This is a genomic window from Guptibacillus hwajinpoensis (assembly GCF_020171785.1).
GTDB classification, from domain to species: domain Bacteria; phylum Bacillota; class Bacilli; order Bacillales; family Guptibacillaceae; genus Guptibacillus; species Guptibacillus sedimenti.
In genome coordinates this window covers 40420-66026 of record NZ_JAIVAE010000008.1, presented here as the reverse complement: position 1 = coordinate 66026, position 25607 = coordinate 40420, and the positions used below count along the sequence as shown (strand labels likewise).

The 25607-nt window shown below is 35.9% G+C and carries 32 protein-coding genes; 29 read left to right on the top strand and 3 right to left on the bottom strand.

Annotated elements, in window-relative coordinates; all coding sequences use genetic code 11:
* Positions 1-7 precede the first annotated feature (7 nt).
* The 8 genes from accB to LCL91_RS12705 all read left to right on the top strand — a co-directional run bounded on the left by accB (position 8) and on the right by LCL91_RS12705 (position 5885).
* A complete protein-coding gene (accB, locus tag LCL91_RS12740; protein WP_224882896.1) occupies positions 8-475 on the top strand; it encodes an acetyl-CoA carboxylase biotin carboxyl carrier protein in 468 nt (155 codons plus the stop codon).
* Positions 476-486: 11 nt separating this feature from the next.
* Positions 487-1842: an acetyl-CoA carboxylase biotin carboxylase subunit gene (gene accC / locus LCL91_RS12735; RefSeq protein WP_224882895.1), complete on the top strand. Its 1356-nt coding sequence runs from the start codon at positions 487-489 to the stop codon at positions 1840-1842.
* On the top strand, positions 1842-2597 hold the full coding sequence (locus LCL91_RS12730; protein ID WP_224882894.1) for a putative hydro-lyase: 756 nt from the start codon (positions 1842-1844) through the stop codon (positions 2595-2597). Before accC ends, LCL91_RS12730 begins: the two co-directional genes overlap by 1 nt.
* Before the next feature lie 116 nt (positions 2598-2713).
* Positions 2714-2908, top strand: a complete 195-nt coding sequence (locus LCL91_RS12725) for a hypothetical protein (protein WP_224597506.1) — start codon at positions 2714-2716, stop codon at positions 2906-2908.
* A gap of 176 nt (positions 2909-3084) precedes the next feature.
* On the top strand, positions 3085-3573 hold the full coding sequence (locus tag LCL91_RS12720; protein WP_224882893.1) for a GNAT family N-acetyltransferase: 489 nt from the start codon (positions 3085-3087) through the stop codon (positions 3571-3573).
* Positions 3574-3838: 265 nt separating this feature from the next.
* A complete protein-coding gene (locus tag LCL91_RS12715) occupies positions 3839-4342 on the top strand; it encodes an RNA polymerase sigma factor (RefSeq protein ID WP_224882892.1) in 504 nt (167 codons plus the stop codon).
* Positions 4326-5318 (top strand): anti sigma factor C-terminal domain-containing protein, encoded by a 993-nt coding sequence (locus LCL91_RS12710; protein ID WP_224882891.1) that lies wholly within the window; start codon positions 4326-4328, stop codon positions 5316-5318. Before LCL91_RS12715 ends, LCL91_RS12710 begins: the two co-directional genes overlap by 17 nt.
* A gap of 132 nt (positions 5319-5450) precedes the next feature.
* Positions 5451-5885: a hypothetical protein gene (locus tag LCL91_RS12705; protein WP_224882890.1), complete on the top strand. Its 435-nt coding sequence runs from the start codon at positions 5451-5453 to the stop codon at positions 5883-5885.
* 143 nt (positions 5886-6028) lie between these two features.
* On the opposite strand, the gene LCL91_RS12700 is transcribed toward LCL91_RS12705, so the two are convergent.
* The gene (locus tag LCL91_RS12700) at positions 6029-6460 is read right to left on the bottom strand and encodes an Lrp/AsnC family transcriptional regulator (RefSeq protein WP_224882888.1); all 432 of its coding nucleotides are present in this window, start codon (positions 6458-6460) and stop codon (positions 6029-6031) included.
* 117 nt (positions 6461-6577) lie between these two features.
* Between LCL91_RS12700 and LCL91_RS12695 the strand changes: the two genes are divergently transcribed.
* The 21 genes from LCL91_RS12695 (at position 6578) to LCL91_RS12595 (ending at position 22752) form a co-directional block, all read left to right on the top strand.
* Entirely contained in the window at positions 6578-6994 is a 417-nt protein-coding gene (locus LCL91_RS12695) for a carboxymuconolactone decarboxylase family protein (protein ID WP_224882886.1), read from the top strand.
* 421 nt (positions 6995-7415) lie between these two features.
* Complete coding sequence (locus LCL91_RS12690; RefSeq protein WP_224882884.1) at positions 7416-8564, top strand: restriction endonuclease; 1149 nt, start codon at positions 7416-7418, stop codon at positions 8562-8564.
* Between the two features lie 536 nt (positions 8565-9100).
* Positions 9101-9376, top strand: coding sequence for a hypothetical protein (locus tag LCL91_RS12685; protein WP_224882882.1), 276 nt, complete (start codon positions 9101-9103; stop codon positions 9374-9376).
* A 600-nt stretch (positions 9377-9976) separates the two neighbouring features.
* The gene (locus tag LCL91_RS12680) at positions 9977-10423 is read left to right on the top strand and encodes a hypothetical protein (protein ID WP_224882880.1); all 447 of its coding nucleotides are present in this window, start codon (positions 9977-9979) and stop codon (positions 10421-10423) included.
* Between the two features lie 464 nt (positions 10424-10887).
* On the top strand, positions 10888-11136 hold the full coding sequence (locus LCL91_RS12675) for a hypothetical protein (RefSeq protein WP_224882877.1): 249 nt from the start codon (positions 10888-10890) through the stop codon (positions 11134-11136).
* 141 nt (positions 11137-11277) lie between these two features.
* Complete coding sequence (locus LCL91_RS12670) at positions 11278-11790, top strand: collagenase (RefSeq protein WP_369522957.1); 513 nt, start codon at positions 11278-11280, stop codon at positions 11788-11790.
* Positions 11791-11958: 168 nt separating this feature from the next.
* Positions 11959-12927: a DUF2268 domain-containing protein gene (locus LCL91_RS12665; protein WP_224882875.1), complete on the top strand. Its 969-nt coding sequence runs from the start codon at positions 11959-11961 to the stop codon at positions 12925-12927.
* Positions 12928-13075: 148 nt separating this feature from the next.
* A complete protein-coding gene (locus tag LCL91_RS12660) occupies positions 13076-13612 on the top strand; it encodes a GNAT family N-acetyltransferase (RefSeq protein ID WP_369522956.1) in 537 nt (178 codons plus the stop codon).
* Between the two features lie 1197 nt (positions 13613-14809).
* The gene (locus LCL91_RS12655) at positions 14810-15205 is read left to right on the top strand and encodes a hypothetical protein (RefSeq protein ID WP_194219055.1); all 396 of its coding nucleotides are present in this window, start codon (positions 14810-14812) and stop codon (positions 15203-15205) included.
* 247 nt (positions 15206-15452) lie between these two features.
* Complete coding sequence (locus LCL91_RS12650) at positions 15453-15806, top strand: hypothetical protein (RefSeq protein WP_224882870.1); 354 nt, start codon at positions 15453-15455, stop codon at positions 15804-15806.
* 385 nt (positions 15807-16191) lie between these two features.
* Complete coding sequence (locus LCL91_RS12645) at positions 16192-16353, top strand: hypothetical protein (RefSeq protein ID WP_224883220.1); 162 nt, start codon at positions 16192-16194, stop codon at positions 16351-16353.
* Positions 16354-16655: 302 nt separating this feature from the next.
* Positions 16656-17621 (top strand): helix-turn-helix transcriptional regulator, encoded by a 966-nt coding sequence (locus tag LCL91_RS12640; protein ID WP_224882868.1) that lies wholly within the window; start codon positions 16656-16658, stop codon positions 17619-17621.
* A 71-nt stretch (positions 17622-17692) separates the two neighbouring features.
* Positions 17693-18325 (top strand): type 1 glutamine amidotransferase family protein, encoded by a 633-nt coding sequence (locus LCL91_RS12635; protein ID WP_224882866.1) that lies wholly within the window; start codon positions 17693-17695, stop codon positions 18323-18325.
* 158 nt (positions 18326-18483) lie between these two features.
* Positions 18484-18891: a hypothetical protein gene (locus LCL91_RS12630; RefSeq protein WP_224882864.1), complete on the top strand. Its 408-nt coding sequence runs from the start codon at positions 18484-18486 to the stop codon at positions 18889-18891.
* 241 nt (positions 18892-19132) lie between these two features.
* Positions 19133-19804 (top strand): permease, encoded by a 672-nt coding sequence (locus LCL91_RS12625; protein WP_224882862.1) that lies wholly within the window; start codon positions 19133-19135, stop codon positions 19802-19804.
* Positions 19805-19979: 175 nt separating this feature from the next.
* Positions 19980-20477, top strand: coding sequence for an AAA family ATPase (locus LCL91_RS12620; protein WP_224882860.1), 498 nt, complete (start codon positions 19980-19982; stop codon positions 20475-20477).
* Positions 20478-20601: 124 nt separating this feature from the next.
* Entirely contained in the window at positions 20602-21030 is a 429-nt protein-coding gene (locus LCL91_RS12615; protein ID WP_224882857.1) for a DUF948 domain-containing protein, read from the top strand.
* A 175-nt stretch (positions 21031-21205) separates the two neighbouring features.
* The gene (locus tag LCL91_RS12610) at positions 21206-21436 is read left to right on the top strand and encodes a hypothetical protein (protein WP_224882855.1); all 231 of its coding nucleotides are present in this window, start codon (positions 21206-21208) and stop codon (positions 21434-21436) included.
* Between the two features lie 14 nt (positions 21437-21450).
* Positions 21451-21747: a hypothetical protein gene (locus tag LCL91_RS12605; RefSeq protein ID WP_224882853.1), complete on the top strand. Its 297-nt coding sequence runs from the start codon at positions 21451-21453 to the stop codon at positions 21745-21747.
* A gap of 12 nt (positions 21748-21759) precedes the next feature.
* Positions 21760-22269 (top strand): hypothetical protein, encoded by a 510-nt coding sequence (locus tag LCL91_RS12600; RefSeq protein ID WP_224882851.1) that lies wholly within the window; start codon positions 21760-21762, stop codon positions 22267-22269.
* A gap of 15 nt (positions 22270-22284) precedes the next feature.
* Positions 22285-22752 (top strand): GNAT family N-acetyltransferase, encoded by a 468-nt coding sequence (locus tag LCL91_RS12595; RefSeq protein WP_224882850.1) that lies wholly within the window; start codon positions 22285-22287, stop codon positions 22750-22752.
* A gap of 85 nt (positions 22753-22837) precedes the next feature.
* Here LCL91_RS12595 and dacB read toward each other — a convergent pair whose 3' ends face one another.
* Complete coding sequence (gene dacB, locus LCL91_RS12590; RefSeq protein WP_224882849.1) at positions 22838-24313, bottom strand: D-alanyl-D-alanine carboxypeptidase/D-alanyl-D-alanine endopeptidase; 1476 nt, start codon at positions 24311-24313, stop codon at positions 22838-22840.
* Positions 24314-24568: 255 nt separating this feature from the next.
* Complete coding sequence (guaC, locus tag LCL91_RS12585; protein ID WP_224882848.1) at positions 24569-25552, bottom strand: GMP reductase; 984 nt, start codon at positions 25550-25552, stop codon at positions 24569-24571.
* Positions 25553-25607: the final 55 nt, after the last annotated feature.

Genomic DNA, 25607 nt, shown 5'->3' with positions numbered 1-25607 from the left:
ACACAGCATGTTAAGTTCAAAAGAAATCATTGAGATTATTAAATATGTCGATGGGTCAACAGTTGATGAAGTCCATTACGAGCATGATAGCTTTGTCGTTAAGGTGAAAAATCAAAATCCGGAGAGTGAGAAAAGCGAACCTCAGGAAGCGAAAGCGCAGGTTCCAACCGCTGTTGCAGAGCGAGGACAGGAGGATCTGATTTCTGAGGCGGATGACGCACAGGAAACGCAAGAATCATACACGGTAAAAGCCCCTATGGTTGGTATGTTCTATTCATCTCCTTCTCCGGATGATCCAGCCTTTATTCAAGTAGGAGATGCGGTGAAGGAAGAAACGGTCGTTTGTTGTCTTGAAGCAATGAAAATGTTTAATGATGTGCACGCAGATGTGAACGGTGAAATCACTGAAATTTTAGTGGAAAACGGAGATCTTGTTGAATTTGGCCAGCCGCTCTTTACTGTAAAACCAGCATAGGAGGGAATGAGATGGGAATCAAAAAAGTACTAATCGCAAATCGCGGTGAAATTGCTGTACGTATTATTCGCGCCTGTCATGAGCTGGATTTAACCGCTGTCGCCGTTTATTCTGAAGCGGATCGTGATGCCTTGCATGTGCAATTAGCGGATGAACGTTATTGTATCGGTCCTACTTCGTCTAGTGATAGCTATTTAAACGTAGGGAATATCATGACGGTTGCTACGAATAGTGGTGTTGATGCCATTCATCCTGGCTATGGGTTTCTTGCTGAAAATGCTGATTTCGCTGAGATGTGTGAGGATTGTAATATTGCGTTTATCGGTCCAAGCAAAGAATCGATTCGTCAAATGGGAATCAAGGATGTCGCAAGAAAGACGATGCAGGATGCGAATGTCCCGGTCGTTCCAGGTTCGAAAGGTATTATTTCAAGTAAAGAAGAAGCGCTTGAGCTTGCGAACGAAATTGGATTCCCTGTCATTATTAAAGCAACAGCAGGCGGTGGCGGTAAGGGAATCCGCGTTGTAAGAGAAGAAGAGGAACTAATTAAAGCGATTAACATGACCCAGCAGGAAGCGGAAAAGGCATTCGGAAATCCCGGGGTATATATAGAAAAGTTTATCGAAGAGTTTCGTCATATTGAAATTCAAGTTCTAGCGGACCTTTATGGAAATGTGATTCATCTTGGAGAACGCGACTGCTCGATTCAAAGACGGATGCAGAAGCTTGTCGAGGAAACCCCATCTCCTGCCCTAACAAAATCGATTCGATCGGAAATGGGAGAAGCCGCTGTTCGAGCAGCGAAGGCCGTTCATTATGCCGGCGCTGGAACAGTCGAATTTATCTATGACCAGGATGGAAACTATTATTTTATGGAAATGAATACCCGCATTCAGGTAGAGCATCCTGTCACTGAAATGGTCACGGGTGTTGATTTAATTAAAGAACAGATTAAAATAGCTGACGGCGAACGGCTATCCCTTACGCAAGAGGAAGTGGAGATGAGCGGTTGGGCGATTGAGTGTCGCATTAACGCAGAAGATCCGGATAACGGCTTTATGCCTTCACCTGGAACAGTCGAAACGTATCTCCCTCCAGGTGGCTTTGGCGTTCGAGTGGATTCGGCCGTTTATCCTGGTTATGTCATCCCGCCATTTTATGACTCGATGGTAGCGAAGCTGATTACATACGGCGCAACTCGAACAGAAGCCATGCAGCGGATGAAGCGAGCGCTCAGTGAATTTAAAATTGAAGGCGTGAAAACAACCATTCCATTCCATCAAAGATTATTTCATCACGAGAAGTTTGTAGAAGGCGATTTTAATACAAAGTTTCTAGAAATCTATGAACTGAAGGAGATGGTGTAATGGTAACCCCTCAAACTCAGCGACGAAAGTATCGCGATAATCTTGAGACCGGGACAACATCAGGCGTATGTGATGGCTACTTGCAGGCGAATATGATTACCCTTCCCTCAAAATACGCTTTCGAGTTTCTCCTATTTTGTCAGCGAAATCCGAAGCCGTGTCCGATCGTTGATGTCCTTGAAGCAGGTCAGGTTAACCCTCGCATTGCGGATGCAGACATTCGAACAGATCTTCCGAAATACCGCATTTACAAAAACGGGGAGTTAGAGAAGGAGACGCTTGACCTTAAGGACGTCTGGCAAGAGGACTATGTCACGTTTCTATTAGGATGTAGTTTTACTTTTGAAAAAGCGCTTGTGGAACGCGGCATTAGTCTACTTCACCAGGAAATGGATCTCGTTGTGCCAATGTATCAAACAAATATTCCGTGCGAAGAAGCGGGTCAGTTTAACGGGAATATGGTCGTCAGCATGAGAGCGATTCGGAAAGAAGAGCTTGATCAGACCATTGCCATTACATCAAAGTTCCCACACGCGCACGGTGCTCCGATCCACGTTGGGCACCCATCTGAGATTGGCATTCAGGACATTGAAAAACCAGACTACGGAGAATTTCCTCCTTTTGATGAAGAAGAACGCATCCCTGTGTTCTGGGCGTGCGGCGTGACACCTCAGTATGTTGGCTTAAACGTAAAGCCTGAAATGATGATTACACATGCGCCGGGGCATATGTTGATTACGGATCAAGAAGAATAGAGTGTGAAAGTCGTTTAGTCGTGAACTAAACGGCTTTTTTGTAGAGAATAAATCCTTATGACGTATGATAGAATGAGAAGAATAAATGTATTGAAATAAGTAGGGGGAAGGTAGAAATGACAATCGTTAGCTTCTTACTTATTGGGTGGATCTTAAGCTGGTTTAAGTTTGAGCAGCTATTTATTCAAGCGTTTCAAGAGCTCTTTAATAAAACGATCACCAAGGCAAGCTATTATTTTATTTTCTTTTGTATAGGTGCACTAGGAGACATCGTCCTATTAGTGAAAGGGACGTTTTATGAATACCTATGATCCTATAACCACATACGTCATTCTCGAAAAAGCCGTTGAAGATGCTCTCATCTTCAACGGCTTTTGTGCAAATCGGAGAATATTTCTCGAAATTGGATGACAAAAATAGTGGAAAGTGAAAAAATGGAAATAGAAACTGATGAAGGGATAGTATATTAGAAGGAGGAGATGAGTGAATGAATGTCATTCTTCGGCTAATCAAAAAAGGGGATCTGCCACTGATACAGCAATATCTATCCAAAGATGGTGTTTCGAGAATGACCAATATACCAGAACCATATCCAACAAATGGAGCGAGTGATTGGTTTGAGATCGTTATGGAAGAATTCCATGAAGGGAATCACTACCCCTTCGCTATCATAGCTGATGATCAATTCGCGGGAAGCATCTCCGTTAGACGTGAACAAGATCGTATCGGCGCAATCGATTATTGGGTGGCTCCTCCGTTTTGGAAGAAAGGGATTGGAACTAAGGCTGCTGAACAAGCTGTGGACTTTGGTAGAAATGAGCTGGGATTTAAAAGCTTTGAAACGTGCTGTCTTATTGAAAATAAAGGCTCTGCTAGGATACTTGAGAAAATTGGTTTTCAGAAAGGTAAGGAATTTCTGATTGGAAGTGGAGAAAAGCATGGAGGGAAAATGGCTAGGTTGTATTATTTATATTGATGGGTTGGTAGTCTTCCGTAATCGGGCAGAGATTGTGGAAGACTCAGTTTCAAGATAATATGCCTATACCATCTGCTATTTTTAGTCTTAAATGCAAAGCATGAAAGCCGCACCGTAATCTGTTACAGATTACGGTGCGGCCCGTTTTTTGAAATTAACTCAAGAACTTTCCGGTGTTTAATTCACAAGATGTAAAAAATATTATACATATATTTGTAAACTTTTTGTTTGTATCTACGTTATATCAGTAGGAAGGAGGGTGACTGTGGATGTAGCGCTTTTACAACAGAAAGCTCAATTTATTAGAAAATATCTTATAAAACTTGGCGCATCACCCCAGGATGCTGAAGATATTGCTCAAGAGTCGATCTATAAATTGTTTTTATATGTTGATTCTATTGATGCGGAAAAGGTTTCAAGCTGGCTTTTTCGAGTAGCTAGAAATCATTATTATGATCTTTGCAGGAAACAAAACAAAGAAATAATCATTACAACAGATAGATTTACTTTAGTAGATTGTGAGCCTTTGCCAGAAGATCACTATTACTCTTATGAACAACGAATAGAAATAAATAGCGTACTAAACAAGTTAAAACCAATATATAAAAATCTGCTATTACTCAAATATGAATTGGAATTAACATATGAAGAGATATGCGAGTTGTTAGACATGAAGCCTGGAACATTAAAGACCTATTTATTCAGAGCTAGAGAGAATTTTAAGTTTTTATATGAAAGAGAGGTTCTCGTTAATGAGAAGAAAAAATGATCAAGAAAAAAAAGATATACATGAAGCAGAAAAAGTTTTCGACGAAGAGTCCATTGGTGGGTCTAGTTTAAAAAGTACTATAAAGAAAGCTCAGCGAAGGTCATTATTCCGTACAATATTTATTTCCAGTCTGGTAACATTGTTCATCATTATTGGGGGGGGTTTTGGGTATCCCTTCTTGATGCAATATCAGGAACAAAAAGCAGTAAATGAATCAGGAATATTAGTTGTAGACGATTATAAAAGTCCTAATATCCATCTAACTGGACCACAAACTACTTATAATGGTTTATTTAATGGAACTGTCACTTTTGAACAGTATAAAATCATCGATGGGAAACCAGTTGATTGGGGTGAAAAAAGTGTATACTATTCACTATTTGGAAATGGTCATGAACCTTATGGAGATTATTCACCAATACAGTTAGAGCAGGTGAAAGATAGCCGTAGTTATGATAAAGCAACGAAGAAACTCTTAATGGAATTTTACCAACCTGGCGTTGATTATAAGACAATGATCAATGATTTTTCAAGAATAGAATCAATGGGAGAAAATTATGCTGCAGAGGTTGCTTTATCATTTAATAAGCCAATATCTCCACAACAAGTAAGGGAATTACTACCGGAAGAGGTTTCGTTAGAGTGGTATTGGATATACGTAAGCGGTCAAATCGATGACTATCCAATCTCATCAAATGCTCCCTATATTGTAGGATTTGAGCATAGGAACGATGTGAAAAGTGAAACACGTTTTACGAATTGGATAAATGCGTTTGTAAAAAATGAAAATTTGCAATCAAATTCTATCATTAAAGAGGCCTATGATTCATTGAAAAATGAGGAAGGGATCGTTAAAGAAGATGATATTAAGGTCATGGGTGTTGTTGTTACAGGAAAACCACAAGATTTAATGAAAACAAAAGAAGTTTCTGAGGTAAGAACAGGTGTATTAGGAGCAGTCACCAATAGTTATTAATAGATGTATGGAAAATTATATACAATGGAATAAAAGTTAGCATTTCTTCCGGTATTTCGGAGTTTTTGTGTATTAAATTCTAAGCAAATATACGCTTGGGGGAGGATAGAAGAATAAACGGGAGGACAAATAATGAAAAGAAACCTATTGATCATGATCATACTTTTAATATCTATAAGCGCCTGTTCGACGAACGAATTAGAAAATGTTGAAAAAGTAAAAGCAAGCTCTTGGATTGGAAATGAAAAACAATCAGAAGAAGTAGCTTTTAAAAAGAAAGAAGAAGTAGATGTATTCGTTGGTGCCACCAACAATGCAAAAGAACTTGATGATCAAAAGGTTATTAAAACGCCTCCAGTATTGACCTACGATCTTATTATTGAGGGAAGCAATAATAAAGCATTTCAATTATGGATTACTGAAGATGGAAAAGGGTTTATTCAAAGTCTTTTACCGGAAGATAGCCTAACATACCGATTGGATGAAGATTCGGTAAAAGATGTAACAAATATTTTAAACAAACAAGTTAATGTTACGCTTATACCAAGAATCGAATTTGAAAAATAAATTAGTTTTTGAGGTGTTCCATAATCTCGGAGCATTTCTTTAATAAATGTTTTGGACAACAAACTTAATTTAGGAGGCGCATGGTTAAATAGACGTGCGCCTTTTCTTTAATAGAGGTTCGCCTATTCAAAGTCATACTAGTTTTAAACCTTTTGATTTGTTTCAACACTTGAAAAAATAACGTGCGTTACGGTTTGGGCTAAATCTGAAAAATTATTAATAAAACCTTCTATTTCAAATAACCCCTTAAAATGCAATTTCATCATATAACAAGCTTGACCCGCAATTCGATGACAGAATTCCACATTATTCAGTTTTTCAACCCTTTTCTTAAAGAGCTCGTACTGTCCATTTTTAACCGTGGCCTCTATGATGCAACTGACTGGATATCCTGCTTTTTCATAGTCAATTTGTAAATGGTACCCTTTGATTATTCCAAATGATTCCATCTGTTTAATTCTTTCTGATACAGCAGGAGAAGACATACCTACGATTCTTCCTAATTCCCTCATGGATAATCGACTATTTTGATTGAGGTGATTCAAGATTTGTTTATCTTTATCATCTAAATGCATATGTAAAGTTTCCTTTCTATTTTCAGTTAAAATGCAAATTAAATCACTGTAATACTTTAAATATACCATGTTAGGATGTATTGATCTCTTCTATAATCGTGACAAGGAGTGAGATCAATGACAAGAATAAGTTTCTCTGAAAATGGAAGTAGTCCGTTTCAACATTTACTAGGCCATAATCAAGAGGTAATGGCAGAATGGAATGACTTGGGGGAGGTATTAGAAGCCGATGGTTCTTTATCTTCTATGCTAAAAGAGCAAGTACGAAGAACATTAGCACAAGAGAATGGATGTGAATATTGCAAAGCTAAAGGGCGTCCAGAACCTCATATTTTTGATGAAAAAATATCAGTTGCAGTAGGCTTTGCGCAAGCTTTTTTATCGTATAGAGGAGACATGCCTTCTAGTGTGTTCAACGTATTACATACAACTTTTGATGATAAAGAAATTAGCGAACTTTGTGCCTATGTTTGTTTTACAACGGCATCTCAATTTTTTGGTGCTATTACAGGGTTACAACCTGATGGCGCATAAACGTAGTGATGTGTATTGTCGATCTTCAATAATCTCGGAGCTTATCTTTAATAAGATAGGCTTCTTTTTAGTGTAAAAGAAAAGATTAAGTTGTTTGCACTAATTTGAAATGATTGGTATTACACATGTGTAGGCGATGTTTTAATAAGGTCCTTCTTTAAAAATGAAAAACGCATATGGAATTCTATAATTGAGGAATGTTTCAGATTACGTACTTGATTTGGAGTCTTCTAGCAAATGGAGCTTTACCAGGAGATCGCTTAAATTAATGGCATGTTAATACAAGGCGTGCCGAGCTTAGCTTGTTTTATTTAAATAAGATAGTTGGGAGTATATGTTAATATTGATTTATGAAAAATTTATTAAGTCTATTTGTAATACCAGATGATCTAATAAAAAGTATTCGAAGGATGGAAGAATAGTGAATAATGAATTATTAACTAAAACTAAGATGTCAGAGATAGTTGGTTGGTCAGAGGCAAACGGTAGGAGGTGGGTAAAGCATTTTAAAGATTGTATCCCAACTGTTACTAGCAAAAATAAGGTTATGTACACTTCAGAGTCATTAAGGATTATGATGTTTTTAAAGAAGATGAATGAAGCTGGCTTAACTATTCCAGAAATTAAAAAGATAATTGATATAGAGGGTATACCTAAAAATGAGAAGGAAGAACTGAGATTAATTGAAAAATATAGGCAGGATCCAATACATAATGAATTTGATGAGAAAATCAAAGGTACAATTCCTTCTACTGGAGAAATGATGATTCCTTATTTAGAAATTATCAAAGATGGAGAAGCATATTCTGCTAGTGAAATTACAGAGGAGTTAGTAGAATACTTTAAATTAGGTGAAGAGCAACGCTTGATGAAGTATGAAAATACTTCAGATATCATATTTCTATCTAGAGTTCGAAGTGTTAGATATAGTTTGAAAAAGGAAAATTACATCGAAGAAGTAAACAAACTTACATACAAAATTACTAACGAAGGCCAAGAATTACTTAACGAGAGTAGCAGTGAGATTAAGGAAGAAATCGAGGAATTAGAGAAAGTAGTAGACCCATTAACAATTGTCAAAGAAAAGTTAACTGACTTAACCAATGAATTAGCTGATAATCTATTGAAGCAATTAAGAAATGTCCATTGGGTAAAATTTGAGGATATAGTTGTAGAGTTATTAACTGAAATGGGATATGGAGATGGGCAAGTAACCCAGAGGACAAATGATGAAGGTTTGGATGGAGTAATTAAAGAAGATAAGCTAGGATTAGATAATATCTATGTTCAAGCAAAGAGATATGCAGCCAACAACTCTGTTGGTCGTGACGTTGTTCAAAGCTTTTCTGGTGCATTAGATGGGAAAGGTGCTAGAAAAGGTGTCTTCATTACAACATCTTATTTTACAGAAGGTGCAAAAAAATATGCGGAACGTTTAGAATCTAAAAAGATTATACTGATTGATGGCATAGAACTATCAAAGCTAATGGTTGCCCACAATGTAGGTGTAGATATTAATCACACTTTTGTAGTGAAAGCAATTGATTATGATTATTTTAAAGATGAATAACTTCGGAACGCAAAAAGTTGAGATGTTTGAAATCAATACATTTTTAGTATTCAAGAAAATCGGAGCTTTTGTGTAATAAAAAGCAAGTTTCCAATGTAGGGGTGAGGTAGGATTGTGAATTTATGCTTATTGAAAGGATTAACTTATGAAAAGTAAGGATTACAGCAAACGAAATATCATTCAGTGGATTGCATTTGGAATTGTAATGCTCTCTGTCGTTATAAGATTAGTAGTGTTCGTATCAGGAATAGCTCAGGATTTAGAATACAACACAATTAATGCTATAACTTGGACAGGTTTTGCGATTGGTATAATTTTATTATTGATTTCTTACTTGTTTCCCAAGGAGGCTTAAAACTTCCAATACGCTTTTCAGTTAAATCGGAGCTTATCTGCAATAGGATAAGCTCCTTTAAATTTGATATAAAAGATTGAGTTATGTAGGTAGGTTTGAAATAATTGGTATTAGAGGTTTGTGTGCGCAGCATTGTTGAAGACTTTAATTCGAGATATTTTAGTAAATTGGGTGGTTTAATATGAAGAAAGAAAACTTAAATAAGGCTCCAAAGATATTAATTAACATCATCCTTATTCTTTTAGTCATAGGTGCGATACAAATGTTTTTCGATGAAAATTATAGAAATGACCATTTTGGTTGGTTGTTTTTGTTAGCTTTTTGGATGGTTAGATGTCTTTATGGCTTTACCATAAGTTTCAAAAAAGGTGATAAGAAATTAGCTTTAGTTAATTTAGTTTTAGGTATTGTTGCTTTTTATTTTCTAGTGTCTCGTAGTATTAATTATTTTATCTAACACTATGTACTTCAGCATCTCGGAGCGATTGCACAATAAAAGGTGAGCGCTCTGTAAGTATTTAGAGCAGTTTAATGACTTGGAGAAGGACAGTTTGAGATATTGTTTTTCTTCTTATTCAACCAAGGTGTGTAGAACTAATATAGCTTAATTTTTGTTCCTCAGGAGTGAAGTTTTCATGGTGGATATTACCATAGTAATTAATGTGTTTAATATTGGTTTAATAGCGCTAATAATTAGTGTAATACTGAGGTTTTTCGTAAGAAAAGTCAGTTTAATGTATGTTATTGCTACCCCAATGGCTTTTGGTTGCATCTATTGTTCTATTAAAGGAATTGCGGGAGCCATACCATTCATATTACTCCTCTGCTTTTTCATTTCTTTATTAGGAATTGCGATAGCAAAATTCCTAATCTTTATAGAAGGTTACAATGGGTAAATATTTCTAACAAAGATACTAATTGCTTGGTGTGTGTCTTTCAAATTAAGTCTTGCTCCATTATCTCGGAGCGATAGCTGTACAGAGGCTATCGCTTATTGTGCGAACGGAGTAAGTTTAGGTTACTTTAAAAATGAATTTGATTAAGGAGGGCGTATTTTATGAAGCTGATGAAAATAACTGGTGTTATAGCTGTTGCTTTAATTATTTTTGTCGGTGGTTATTTTACTGGTAATATAAACAATAATGAGGCTTCCAGGGAAATCAGAATTGGTTATCAAGACAGCGATAATCCAAGTCAAATTGATTATCTCAATGTTTTTAAAGATACGGAAAACCAAGCCATTATAGATAATTTACTAATGATTTATTTAGGTAAAGAGAAGATAAAGAATGTAAATATAGATAAAGAAAATCCAGATATTTATTATAAGTTAATAAGTCCGAGACAATCGGTTGGTTTAATTGACTCTAGAGTATGGTTCACAAATGATGGTGCTATTATCGGTGAGCGTAGTGGAGAAGGCTGGGACCAAGTAGAATATTATAAACTTGATAAAAATAATGCTAAATACCTTAAGGAAACTATTGATTATAAAGAAGGATAACTTTCATGAACTAACGAGTGCATTAGTTTGAGATTTGCTTCAATATATTTCGAAACCAATTCTTCCAGTATCAGGGAGCTTATCTGTAGTGATAGGCTCCTTTTATCTGAAATTAAAAGATTGAGTTGTTCGTGTTATTTTGAAATAATTGGCATTAAGAAGGTTGCAGGATTATGTAATTAGGGTTTGGAGGTTCTCATTATCAATTTAATTAGAGAAATCATATCTTCTAAGTTGTTTGATTATCCTTTAATTTTTGGTTTGCTTTTTGGGGCTTATTCTAAATACTGGGTAATTAAGATTTTTTTATCTACTATTCTGGTCGCATTATTAATTTCTATGTTGGCTTACAATTATAAGCACAACAGCTTATATAATTTAGTTACGAAAAAAGAAAAAAATTCTAAGTAAAGTTGTTTTGAATTAGTCTTAGATTGAACCAAGATAGGATGATAGGGGGCAATATGAAAAAAGTAATAAAAATAGTTATCATCATTTTTTCAAGTATACTTTTTCTTCTTTTATTACTTTTAATAGGAGGAGTTAAATACATTCACAGTGAAGTTGAAGAAACTGCGGGAGAGCCTGTAACGTATTTTCAAGCAGTGAAAACTATATTAAATCTGAACTATGATGGTGAATTAGAGAGAAAAGCAAAAACGTCAAAAGATATGCAAAGCTATCAAAATGTTTCTGTCTACATTGATAAATAGGATAATGACTTAGTTCCACTGATTGAGGATACAATTGACTGGGCTAAGACCAAAAACAAAGAAATTTTAGGTAATATAAAGGATAGAGATGTAGATATAATCTTTTTTAGTAAGGAAAAGGATTTTCAAAACATTTCTACTTTGGATAGTGTATCTGGTTATTATGACCCTTTCGGTTTATACATAGGCATCAAAATAGATGACAAGGAGGGGGTACTGCACGGAAAAGAAACGCCACTCTACTTTTTTCAAAAAAGTATCTTGCACGAATTTACCCACTATACTTTTGATCGTAAAGTTGAAGGCACGAAAACTCCAATGAACCAATATCCTGTATGGTTTCAAGAAGGCATTGCTGATTACATAGCAAATGATCGTACCATTGTCGAAGCGAGTGATTTTGAATTCGTAACTTATGACCAACTTAGGAGTTACGAACAATGGAAAACCGCCAGAAAACAAGATGGCACAGATGTCTATGATCAAAGTTATTTCACTATCAAATTTCTGATAGATAAGAATGGTGAAAATGTCATTGAAGATATTATCGATGCTACTAGCAACTCTGGTGATTTTAAAAAAAGCTTCGAAGATGTCACCGGACTCCGCTATGACACGCTGCTTAAGAAGTTGAAAATAACGTTAGAGAACTGATTGTTGTGAAAGTAACATCAAAATAAAGTGGCGCTACCTTCTTCAATTAAATCGGAGCGTTTGTGTAATAAAAAGTAATCGCTTTATGTAGGCTTAGGGGCAGGATAATTGATTCTGATGTTTATTTGAAACCTTCTTTTTCTTACATCTTATAATAGGGGGGGATTTATGAATACGTTTATAAAAATGTTATTTACTTTTATTGTTGCATTAGTTGTGATAACAGGTTGTTCTAGTGAAGAAGATAAGATACCTTCTCAATCGACAATCGAATTCGAAAAAAATGGACAAGGTTTTAAAGTCATTCCATTATATGAAGAATTTCTTGATTATGCTAATGAGGCGACAGAAGATTCTTCGAAGAATAACAAAGGTGATTTTTATAGTAAAGTAACTCAACCATTTCTTAATTCTGCCTCTGAAGAAAATGCAATTCTTAGTGGAGGGTTAGACTATTCTCAATATTTTTATCCCACAGGGAATGCTCAAGCTTTAAAAGAAAATACAAGTGAACTTTTAATGCAACAAAATGAGGTAAACAACATAATAAAAGAGTCTCTTGTAAAGGCAGCAACTAAACTACCTGGTGGTAAAAAAACAATTTTTGTCAGACCCATTGACCCTCAAGTCTCCATCATTAAACAGATGAATGGCGTGGCAGCAATAACATTGAGCAAAGATGCCATAGTAATAATGCTTGATCCTTCCTTCGAAAAAGAGATGTTAAAATATGTTGTTGCACACGAGTACCATCACTCAATATTTTTTGAGGATAGCGAAAATGATTACTCACTACTAAACGGTATTATTTTCGAGGGGAAAGCAGAGTCTTTTGCCTCACGCTTATACCCAGATATTAGCGCGCCCTGGTCAGAACCCCTGTCTTCAGAAGAAGAAAAGGTGGTTCTAGAAGAAGTTAAAAGTAATGTTGATTCCAGAAGTGCTGACATATACAGCCAGTTTCAGGATGGAAACGTTAATAAGGATATTCCTAGGTGGTCCAATTATAAAATTGGATTTAAAATAACTGAAAGCTATATAACTAATCACCCTGAACTATCTATAAAAGACTGGACAATGAAGAGCGGAGAAGAAATTGTTCGTGGGAGTGATTTTAGCGAGATTCTTAAAAATTAGTCCTTCGAAAAGGTTACATTTACTCCATAATCTCGGAGCTAATCTTTAATAAAGATTAGCTCCTTTTTCTTACAAATAAGGATTGCCTTTAGAGTATTATTTTGAAATAATTGGTATTAAACTACCGGAAAAGTATTCTAGGGGGAAATTGTCTTTGAAATTAAAAACTGATCGATTAACTTTGCAACCATTCCAGAAAGAAGATGCTAGCAGGATTAAGGATTTAGCGAACAATAAAGAATTAGCTACTATTATAGGTCTTCCTCATCCGTATGAACTAGAACATGCTGAAGAATGGATCGCTATTCAACCAGAACAAATTCAAGAAGGACTTGAGTACCCTCTTACAATCGTAACTAAGAATGAAAATCAAATAATAGGGACGATCACTTTAAGAATTGATAAAAACAATAATAAAGGTGAGCTTGGATATTGGATTGGTAGAGATTTTTGGGGTAACGGGTTTGCAACAGAAGCAGTAAATAGAATGATTGAATTTGGATTTAATCACCTGGATTTAAACAAAGTCTGGGCATCAGCTATATCCAGAAATAAAGCTTCAATCATAGTTTTAGAAAAGGCTGGTTTACAAAAAGAAGGAAGATTAAAGGAAAATAGATTACTTCACAATAAATACGAAGACGTTGACGTATATGGTCTCTTAAAAAATGAATATAAGAGCTAAGTGTTCAACAATCTCGGAGCGATTACATAAGATTGAAGTTTTTTTAAATGATGCTTTTGCAGGGTTTTATAGAACGAAATCTATATAAACAAAGGAGTTTTCGTTTCAATGCATGATGTAGAGAAAAAGAACTCAGATAAAATTCATGTTTATGTAGTTTTATTCTTCTGCGGTGCATTTGTTTTAGATACTTACTTCCTTAAATCAAGTTGGTTCGATTTTATCTTTTTTACTTTCTCAATGTTAATTACTGCTTTTATAACTTTGCTGCACTTCAAACAAAAAGATAAGGTCTTTACTATTATTTTTGGAATTCTTTTCGTGATATATGGTTTTATAATGATAATGACATAATCTTCAATTAAATCGGAGCATTTACAGAATAAAAAGTCTGCTCTTTATGTAGATTGACTTTCAGAGTTAGGACTGAAGTGATTGAATTGAGGGATCCAAATGAGTTATCTAAAAAGAGGAGATATCAGCAAGGGTTTGAAGTTATTTATTTAGTTATCGCTATAATTTTAGCAACGGTATTATTTGATGATTATAACGTATTCATAGTGGGTGGGGTCACTATTTTGTTATATCTATTGCTTCGTTTTCTCGTAGGAGTATATGTAGATAAGAAAGTGGAGTGAATACATTATTCTACAATCTCGGAGCTTATCTGTAATAGGATAGGCTTTTTTTTAATTAAATGGCTATGTTAAAGTTTAATGTGATACTTTCCAAAAATAGGAACTTCCAGTTTTGTGGAAGTTCCTATGTGGTATATTTTTCTTGTTAACTAAAGCAATAGGTTAATTAAGTTGGATATCATTTTCTCTCAATCACTGAAGATATCCTTCATTTCATTTTTTTCTTTTTTTAATCGTTGAAAATGCCTTTCTATCCGTCTTGCTATAAAAGGCAGAAATATAACTATTAACATAAGCCAAAGCATAAAAGTCCACCTTTATTTAAGAATTCCCCAGTCAAACTCCCCTAATCCTTCCGTTCGAGGAAAAAAGAAATGTTAGATATTGAATTTACTTATTCTAAGTGTATCATAAGTTTTTTGTACGAAATTTACCATCTTTCAGTATCTCGGAGCATATCTCAAAATAGATATGTTCTTTTTTTGTATAAGAGATGGATTTTTCAGAACTATTTTGAAATAATTGGTATTGGTAGAATGAATAAATGGAGGGATATATTTTGAAAGTTGAATTTACAGGTCATGAATTAAACCCAGGACACGACATGAAGAAATTATCGATAATGACGGCACAATGCCTAGTAGAGGAAATGCAAGATGGAGTCGAGGAGCAGAGAAAGATTCAAATCACTACATCAAATTCCTTAATCATTGCAGATAAACTAAATACCGCAGAGCCAAATGAGAGCAAGATGACGTTACTTGATAAGGCGCTATTGAAATCCGAGGATACTATGTTCCCTCTAATCAATGAAGGCAGCGTGACAAACTTTAACGGGATGCTTGTTTTGAGTAATGTAAAGATTGTCCCATTTGCTAACCCTGACAATGTTATTGAGTATGATAGTTATGCTCTTTATACTGATCATATTATGGGGTTCGGTCTAACAGAGTAGTGGAAGAAGAAGTTTTGTTTTACTTCTTCCACAAAATCGGAGCTTATCTGTAATAGGATAGGCTCCTTTAAATATGGAATAAAAGATTGAGTTATGTAGGTGGGTTTGAAATAATTGGTATTAGTGGTGTGCGCAGCATTGGTGAAGACTTTAATTTAGAGATATTTTAGTGAATTTGGTGGGTTAATATGAAGAACGAAAACTCAAATAAGGTTTCAAAGATATTAATATTGGAAAGAGAGGCGCTATGAAATATTTAAAATGGATTCTTTTAATAATGGCTGCATCAGCTACAGAAATGGCTATCTGGATGAATGCAGAATGGCTACGTGCAGAAATGATTTCTTTAAACTATTACTTTTTAGGTTCTTTGGTAATTATATTAATGATTTTTGCATTAAGTGATTCCCCTTCAAGAAAACAATACAAATTAATCTTGGGATTAACTATCACCGCTTTTGCTATTCTAACTACAGGGGCACTGAAAAACTTTGATTTCCTCCGTGAAAAAAATGCATTACTGCCTATGTTGGTAAATTTGGTCGCTTACCTCATATTCGCATTTTTTATAATAGTGAGAATGAAGAAAAAAACTAACTAATTTTAAAAATGGTTTACTTTGTTTTATAAAATTTCTCTTTATATTGAACAGTCGTTAACATATCAGAAAAAATTATTAGGGGGAATTAAATTGCCAGTAGAAATTATGAAAACCGAAAAATGATACTTCATACCCCAACAAGTTAGAGAGAGGGCTGTGGAAGATTATTCTTATAGCTATCAAGGTATTGCTCCCTCAATGGCAAGTGTTACCATCGGTGCATTAACGTCAGTGGCTGGAAAATGACGATATTCCACAATTTAGGAGCATTTCTTTAAGATGTGGAAGAACACTTTTTTATGAAATAAGTGTTCAAAATAAAGATTAATGCAGTAAAATAAGGTATATTATATTGTTGAAGAGATTCTCTTGTAAGAGACGAAAAGTGGTGAACAAAGTGGGAAGATATCAATTGGATCATAAAGGTAAGGTAGCTGTGACAAAGTTCCATGAAAAACAGACGACTGCCAAATTTGATAAGCAGGATCATCTAAAAAAAATACGTGCGGAGTATTTAAAAAAGAAGCAAAAACAGACAGATAAATAATAGGATGGAAACCATAAGAAGATTAAATTCTTCCTATGTTTTTCTTATGGAAAGTTTCATTTCGATATCTTTTGCAATCTCGGAGTTTATCTTTAATTAGATAGGCTTCTTTTTATGAAATTAATTATTGTGTCACTCTCTCTAATTTGAAATAATTGGCAGTAATGAAGCGTATATAGAATGGTTAATTTCATAATGAGATGCTCCTGCAAGCGCGACATTATATAGAAAGATACCGAAAAGAAACACCAAAAATCGGAAATACATAATAGGACATAAATCTCATATAGAGGTGGAATTACATGCCGAAAATTGACAATATGTTAGCAATTCTATGGATGCTTCGTTCAGGTGAAAAAATGACCGCAAAACAAATTTCAGAAAAGTTAGAGATGAATATTAGGACTGTGTATCGTTATATTGATACAATTTCAACAAGTGGTGTACCAATCATTTCAGAACCTGGACATAACGGTGGATATTCTTTATTGAACAATTTTATTGAGGCTCCTCTTTTTTTTGATTTTGAGGAGCAAACGTCACTATATCACGCTGCTGTTTTTGCAGAAGAAGCCGGGTATTATGGAGGTGAAGCACTAAGTAGGGCCATTTCAAAACTAAGTAAATACTCAAACCAAGAGCAGGAAGCAAAGATCAACCAACATTTAACTAGTCTTGAAGTAATAAGTCGATTAAGTTCACTCTCTATGGAACCTCTTTTGAAAGAGTTGGAGCAGGCCGTAGCTGAAGGGTACTCAGTAAAAATTCTTTACTATAAAAGTAGCGAAAAGCAATCAAATGATAGATTAGTCGATCCGTACAGAATTATCTATTGGAATAATAAGTGGTATGTGATTGGATTTTGTCATCTTAGGAATGATATCCGTAGTTTTCGAGTAGATCGAATAGAAAGTCTAATGCTAACCGAAAATAAGTTTAACCGCCCAGAAAATTTTTCAGCACGTGACTTTTTTATAAAAAATCTTCTTCCAACTATAGAAGATAAGGAAGAGATTATTTCATTGGTGATTCAAGGGGATAAAAGTGTATTGGCAGATATTTGCCAACATTGGTTTTTAGGACATTATTTACAAGAACGGACTTCAAATCAAGCCGTTTTTCTTCTTGAAAAAGATGTGATTCATACATATGTACCTTATTTAATTTTACCGTACAATCAAGCTATTAAAGTGATTGAGCCAATCAGTCTAAAGAAACGACTTGTTGATGTGCTGTCGGAATTAATAGAATTTCATCAAGTAAAATAACTTCCCTGACGTTAACTGTCAGGGGAGTTTTATTATACTGGCTATATCAAATGTGATGGGAGTGTTATTGGATGCAAACAAAAAAAGTATTTCTATATGTTTTTAATACAATGTCGGACTGGGAATATGGATATTTAATTGCTGAACTAAACTCAGGAAGATATTTCAAAAAAGGTATCGCACCTTTAAAAGTTATCACAGTAGGAGCTAATAAAGAAATGATTACTACTATGGGAGGACTGAGCATAAAACCAGATATTTCTCTTGATGAATGTACGTTTGAGAGTAAAGATCTTTTAATTTTACCAGGAGGGACTACTTGGAGTGAAGAAATTCATCAACCTATGTTGGAAAGGATTGGCCAAGCTTTAAAGCTTGGCACGATTGTTGCTGCAATTTGTGGTGCAACTGAGGGCCTTGCGAATTTGGGATACTTAGATACTAGAAAGCATACAAGTAATAACTTAGACTATATTAAAATGGTATGTCCTAACTATAAGGGAGAAAAGTATTATGAGTTGGGATCTGCGGTATCTGATGCGAATTTAGTTACTGCATCAGGGATAGCTCCTCTGGAATTTGCGATGGAAGTGCTGAAAAAAATAGATGTATTTACACCAGATGTCTTACATTCATGGTATAACCTAAATAAGACTCATAAACCTGAATACTTCTTCCAGTTAATGAATTCAATAAATAGCTGAGCTAAAAAGTCAGTTTTATATTAGTTCAAATAAAATAATGAATTAACTGAAAAGCTCACTTTCTCTATTTTGTTTTGCAGAGAAGTTGTGCTTTTTAATTCGTGGAAAAGTCTATTTTTAAATATCAACTAGACTTTGTTATGTGAGGGGGGGCTTATTTGAAGAATACAATTTCTATTCTCTGTTTACTGTTGCTGTTATTAGTAGGGTGTAATCAGGATGATATTCAACGTAATAAAGAGTTGGAAAATTCTATTCATACGATTGTGTCAGATAAAAGCCAGAGTGAGATAAGGATTAAATCGCTTACCAATTTCGAATGGGAAGAAGCGTTTCTTTTCACGCCTTACAGTACACAAGGCAGTATAGAAAAACAATTAGGTTTTTATTTCAAAGATCCGAGCAATCTCGAAATGAGAGACGATATTTATCTTATGGTTTTTGTGAACGGTGGTAAAGTAGTCCAATATGTTGAGTTAGATCGTCACACGTCTGACTTTTCAATTGGAGACAAGGATCATCTTACTCCCAAAAAAGACGTGATTAGTATTGAAAGGAATAAATAGCAGATTTTTCTTTAGTGAAAAAATTGTAATTTAGAAAAGGTTATTCAATAATCTCGTAGTCGTTTGTTTAATGAAATGTAAGCGCTTGATGTCGTTTGAGGGCAAGTTAGTCAAAAAGGGAATTTACATAGTAATAACGAATTGTTGATAAATAGAGTATGAAGGATAGTGATGAAAACGAAATTCAGACCTTGTAGAGACATTCAATAGTGACAAATTTTAGTAATAGGATGATAAGTTGATGATCGGAATAAGTATAGCAACGAAGTGGGAATATGAAGCGACATTAGAATATTTTGGCGTAAAAAATAATGAACGTATCGGATATCCTTATGGTGAGTATTTTATAAGAACAATTAATGATACCGCCCTTGTTTTTTATAGTACTGGTGTAAGAAAAGTAAATGGTGTTGGTGGTAATCAGTTTATGATTTCTAAATTCAATTTAACTAAAGTAATCATTGCTGGAACATGTGCAGGAATAGATGACAGGTTCAGTAATTTGGATATTTTTGTACCCAATGAAGCCGTTCAATATGATTGCACAGTAAAAGAAGTGGAGCCTCTGATTAAACAATCCTTCATAGTTAATATAGATCTATTAAAATATGGCGATGATTTCTATACCGGAACGATTGGCACCGCTGATAAAGCAGTCGTTATGTGGAAGGACTATTTAGAGCTGAAAGAAAACGAAATCACAATAGCCGATACAGAAGCGGGTGCAATTGCTTATATCTGTCAGAAGAATGATGTTGAATGTATTATTATTAAAGGAATATCTGATTTTCCAACAGATGAAAGAAACTCTGATAAATTCGGCTCAAACATTGAACAAATAAATGTTTATTTAGAAAACACACCCAAAGTTATGAACAAAATATTTGGCGAATATTTAAATCGATTTATATAAATCGATTTAAAAAGAAGACTATATGAGATATCTGAAGTTCGATGTCCTAACTTTAGACGGGATGTGGTGGCTACGGACGCAATCATGAATAGATCAATGTAAGTTAACTCGGAATGAGTAATGAATCGCTTTTTACTATTTTAGAAGATAAAACATAAGTATTGGGGCTAAGAACATGAGGGAATTGGGAACGCTCTACTTTTTCTGTGGAAAAATGGGCGCAGGAAAATCAACTAAATCAAAACAATTCGCAATCGATCATCACGCGGTACTTTTGTCTGAAGATGAATGGCTTTCCTCTCTTTATCCTAATCAGATTGTGTCGTTTGAGGACTATTTGACATTCTCAGCGCAACTCAAGCCGTTGTTGAAAAAACATGTTCAAAACATATTAAGTGTCGGCACAGATGTAGTGATGGATTTTCCAGGGAACACTCAAAAACAGCGGAAGTGGTTTTTGGATTTGGCATCTGAGATTAATGCAAACCATCAATTAATTTATCTTAATCGATCTAACGAGCAGTGCTTACGTCAGATCGAACAAAGGCGTAAGGAACAGCCTGAAAGAGCAGCTTTTGATACGGAAGCGGTATTTCATCATGTGACGAACTTTTTTGAAGCACCAAAAGCATCCGAGGGTATTCATATTTTGGAGTTTACTGAGAAAGATTAGCAAGGAACTTCTCGCGAAGCTTTTACAAAAAAAGTGAGGAAAGAGAGCTTATCTTCAATAAGATCAGTTCTCTTTTTTGAAGCAGTTTAGTGCCATCTCTTCGTATAATCAGGAGCTCTAAAACTTGTACCTAAAAGAATGTCCGACCACTTACCTTCATAGACTTAGAAAAAGAAGGGAAGTGATCTCAATATTTGGATGGAGTGCAGTTGTCGTAGCCGCCGCGTTTGTGATTCTCGTCGTTTATTTGATTTTGACGTTACGAAAAGTGATGGCAACACTGGCAGAAACAAAAGAGACGTTGTCGGGTGTCCGGAATTCGGTTAATGGCATTACAGATGAAGCAGAAGAACTGATTCATACCGCCAACCAAATTTCCGATGATGTTAAGGGAAAAATGGAAGCCGTGGATCCATTAATCGAGTCTGCTCATGATGTGGGGGATATGATACACGATGTAACGAGCAACATAAAACGAACGGCTTTGCAAAAGAGTAGTCGGAAAACCATTCGTACACAGGAAAGCAAGCCCGTGCAGGTGAAATTGAAGTAATAAGCTATGGTAGAAGGTTTTCTTGGAAGAGCCCCACCTAGCAAGTTGATATAACTCGAAAAGAAGCCTGGATGGGCTTCTTTTTCTTGAGTTATAACTCATATTTTGAAATAATTGGTAGTAAGGTTTTTGAGGTTGTAAGGAATACATGTCGACATTTAGAGGAGGCATCCCGGTGTACGCTTTACTTTGGGTTATTATTGGTTTCTGTACAATCGGATTGATTGTCCTTATGTCTATGAAGAAAACGATGGAAAATAGGCTAGCTACTATAAAAGTAAATGGGGAAAGTAAAGAAAGTGCACGAGCAAGTCGGTCTATTATTTGGTGGATCGTGAGTACAGTAGCATGGGGAATTCTGAGTATTAGTCTTTTTATATGGTGGTTAACTCAATACTTTGAATAAGTTGGGCATGCGACATGACATCCGAGAAACTATTTGGTCTAATTTCATTTAGATATAAAATGGTGATCATATCGGATATTCTTGTATCGTTTACAACGACTGAAGCGCTTTTTTCACAGCTGTTGTTTTTTATTGCCACATTATTCATCGCACTTTCTTTAGCTTCTATAAAAACGAATAGTGTAAAAGGAATGTCACTTGGGTTTCTCATTCTGGCATTTCCATTTAATCTGCTAGTGTTTAGAACTGATTTAGCAAATGATAAGCTGCTCTTTAGATGTCATAAGAATCGAAAAGTTAGTTTAAAATGAAGGAGGAGTCAGATGAAGCAAAAACTAAACAAAGTGATCTTACCTGTTCTGCTATTATCTTTCGCTTTGAATGTCTTCTTCATTTCTTACTATTTTTACGAAAAGAAGAGAGAAGAAGAAAGGTTGGGGCAGGCAATAAATTACATCATGTTCAATATGAATGAATCCGTAAATCTTATAAACGAGATTGATAAAAACCACCCTGAATATAAAGACCGTCTGATCTTAGCTCAGAATAAGGTTGCAGAAAATGAAGGGTTGATAAATGCACATATAAAGGAAATGCCACAAAATCTCGTTTCCTGGAATGGTGGAATAGGAGTCGGATTGGGTAACGGAATATATGGAGTCAGTGAAAAAGGTGCAGCAGAAGCAGTAGAAGACCTTTTAAATTTTAAAAAGGGATATGACAAAGAGATTCAACACGTTAATCCGGAAGACCGGCCTTATGAAGCGATAGAAGTGATTGAAAATGTACTTAGTAGCAAGAAATATATGGGGGAGCGTTTTATATATAAATAAGGGAAGTGTGGCGATATGTTGGATTTCAAAACCATCAACCTCTCGAAACATCGTGACGTAGCCATAAAATTTCGTAAAGATTCCTTTCTCGTCAGTTTTGGCGACCTTAACGAGTTTGGGGATGAAAATGAATATGTCAAAAGACTAGAAGAAAAGATAGATGAATTCCCAAATGGTTTCGTTATGGTAGAAAAAGAAGGCGAATGTATAGGGCAGCTTGAATTGTCCGTAAAAGAATATGAAGGCAGAAAAATTGGGTATGTTAACCTATATTATTTGGTTCCTGAATTTCGTGGGAAAGGAATAGGCAAAGAGTTGCACCAATATGCTTCAAATTTTTTTACTGGGAACGATCTAAACGAATTTCATTTAAGAGTATCACCTTCCAATTCAACTGCATTAAAATTCTATCATAAACTTGGTATGGAAAAGATCGGGACAGAATTAGATGGCAAAGTCATTAGGTTGAGAGGATTTCTCTAATAGTGGCGTTCAATTAAACAATATGGTATATCAAACATGAGATACATAGAAAAAGAGAGACCGATGTGGTCTCCCTTCACTTATTTTATTTATCCATAGCATAGGTAGCTAAAGCAACTGCAATTTCATCTTCAATATCCTTCATATCATCCTCTTCAACATATTGATTCAGCATAATGGAAAAAACAAGGCCATTGTCGACATAACCTGAAAGCGAAGAAACGCCAGTTAAGGAGCCGGTTTTCGCATGAACAATTTGTTCTGCAGCGGTATCTCTCATACGATAACGAAGGGTACCTCCTTCAAGGCGGTCGACATCGCCCGCAACGGGGAGCGAATAGTGAAAGGCTTCAAACCAGCTTTTCGTTTGGATGCGATACAGGTAGTCGGAAAGCTGATTGGGCTTAATCAACGACACATGGGAAATGCCCGATCCGTCTCTTAGTCTCATCTCATCCGTATCCAGTCCAACCTCTTCTAGGAAATCGTTCATGACTTCCAATCCTGCATCCCAGCTGCCTTCCTTTTTCTTCACTTTTCCCATTTCTTTTACGAATATTTCTGCGTGGCCGTTATTACTTAGCTTCATGAAAGGGATTAGGAGCTCCGATAGTGGCATAGATTTCTTTTCAACGAGTAGAGTAGCCTCTTTAGGTGTAGTGCGCAACACCATGTCACCTTTAAATTGAATCCCAGCATCCTTCAGGGATTGCTTCATTAAGCTAAGCGCATATTCCGCTGGATTCCAAACCGCAATCCATTCGCGCTTACGCGTTGCATCCACAGATACTTCCCCTTCGACTAAGATCGTATTTGAACCATGTTCACGTGTGATGCTTAGTTCCGCATCCTCGTCTGCACTGACTGTTTTCGCACGGTTCTGTACTTCGATCACATCAGATGAAGGTGAGAGACGAACATCAACTGGATCGCCAGGGTGTTTGCCAGGGTAAGCTTCTACAATGACAGTACCGGCATCATAATCTTCATTTGGTGAAGCGGTTAGTGCTGAAATCTTGGCGCCATAGTAGTTATCTTCATCTGACCAGGAAAGATCCTGTGACAGAGCTTCATCTTCATACCAGCTGTTATCTCCAATCAAATCACCTTTAATTTTATGTACACCTTTTCCTTTTAGTGAGTGTGCGAGTTCATCGAAATCTTCTTTCAGGAGAGTAGGATCGCCTTTTCCTTTAAGGTAAAGATCCCCTTTCAAAAAATTGTTTTTCACTTCTCCATCCGTTAAAAGTTCGGTCGTAAAACGGTAATCCGGTCCAAGTGTTTCAAGGGCAGCGCCAGCCGTGAATAATTTCATGTTAGAGGCAGGCGTAAGGCGGGTCTCGCTGTAATTCTCATAAATCAGTTCTCCGGAGTTTGCTGATCGTACGCTTATTCCGGCAATGGCGCCATCAAGGCGTTCATCTGAGAGGATCTCATTTAGCTCGGTGGAAAGATTACTATTTGTTTTGTCGGCACTGACATCCTGGTTTGATGATAAAGGAGGGAAGATCAGAACAAATAGCAGCAAGAGGACTAGGCCGGTTTTTAAAGTTTGTTTCAATTCATCAGCTCCTCGTTGTTTAGTATGATCCAATAGCCTATTGCCTAAAAGGCATGAAAAAAGATTATGTAAGCTCACCTCCTGAAGTAGTAACTGAATATTCACTCTAAATGAACTTTCGTTTATCGCATTCAAATTCCCTTTGATTTCAATGTAAGTTGAACCTTTTTACACATAGGAAAAGAAGCGAAATAGTTCATTAAGCCTATGTGAAAAGAACATAAAAAAGCAGCTGCATGATCGCAGCTGCGCTTCTTAATAAACTTTATCTCCATTAAAAATAGAGTTCTTGACGACAACGTAATCGACTGTACGAATGGATTCAAGCTTGTCTCCACCAGAATAAGAGATAGCCGACTGAAGATCCTGTTCCATTTCTGTAAGGGTGTCTTGAAGGTTGCCTTTATGTTCCACGAACATCTTCTTACCTTCTACATTTTTCTTCTCGCCTTTTTGAAATTCAGAAGCTGATCCAAAGTATTCTTTGAATCGCTTGCCGTCGCGTTCAACGGTTTCTCCAGGAGATTCTTCATGTCCTGCAAAAAGGGAGCCAATCATGACCATCGAAGCGCCAAAGCGTACGGATTTTGCGATATCGCCGTGCGTGCGAATGCCGCCGTCAGCAATAATCGGCTTCGTTGCAGCTTTTGCACACCAGCGAAGTGCCGCTAGTTGCCAGCCACCAGTTCCAAAACCGGTTTTAATTTTTGTAATACACACTTTTCCGGGACCAATTCCAACCTTTGTTGCGTCCGCTCCAGCATGCTCGAGCTCACGGACTGCTTCTGGTGTCCCAACATTTCCGGCAATGACAAAGCTATCAGGTAAGTGGTTTTTAATGTGACCAATCATTTCGATAACGGCATTCGAATGACCGTGCGCAATATCAATCGTAATATAGTCCGGAGTAAGTCCCTGTTCTTTAAGCTGTTCGATAAACGCGTATTCCTCGTCTTTTACACCAACGCTAATCGATGTGATCAGCTCACGTGCGTTCATATCTTGAATAAAAGCAATCCGCTTTTCTGGTTCAAAACGATGCATCACGTAGAAGTAGCCTTTTTCAGCTAACGTAACCGCAATCGTATCATCAATAATTGTCTGCATGTTTGCAGGTACAACTGGTAGTTTAAATGTATGCTTGCCAAGTGTAACAGAAGTATCACACTCTGATCGACTGTTTACGACACATTTAGCGGGAATTAGTTGAATATCTTCATAATCAAAAACGTTTTCCATGAGATTCACTCCTAAAAACGAATAATACGTTTTAATTTTATTTAAATGTTCGTCC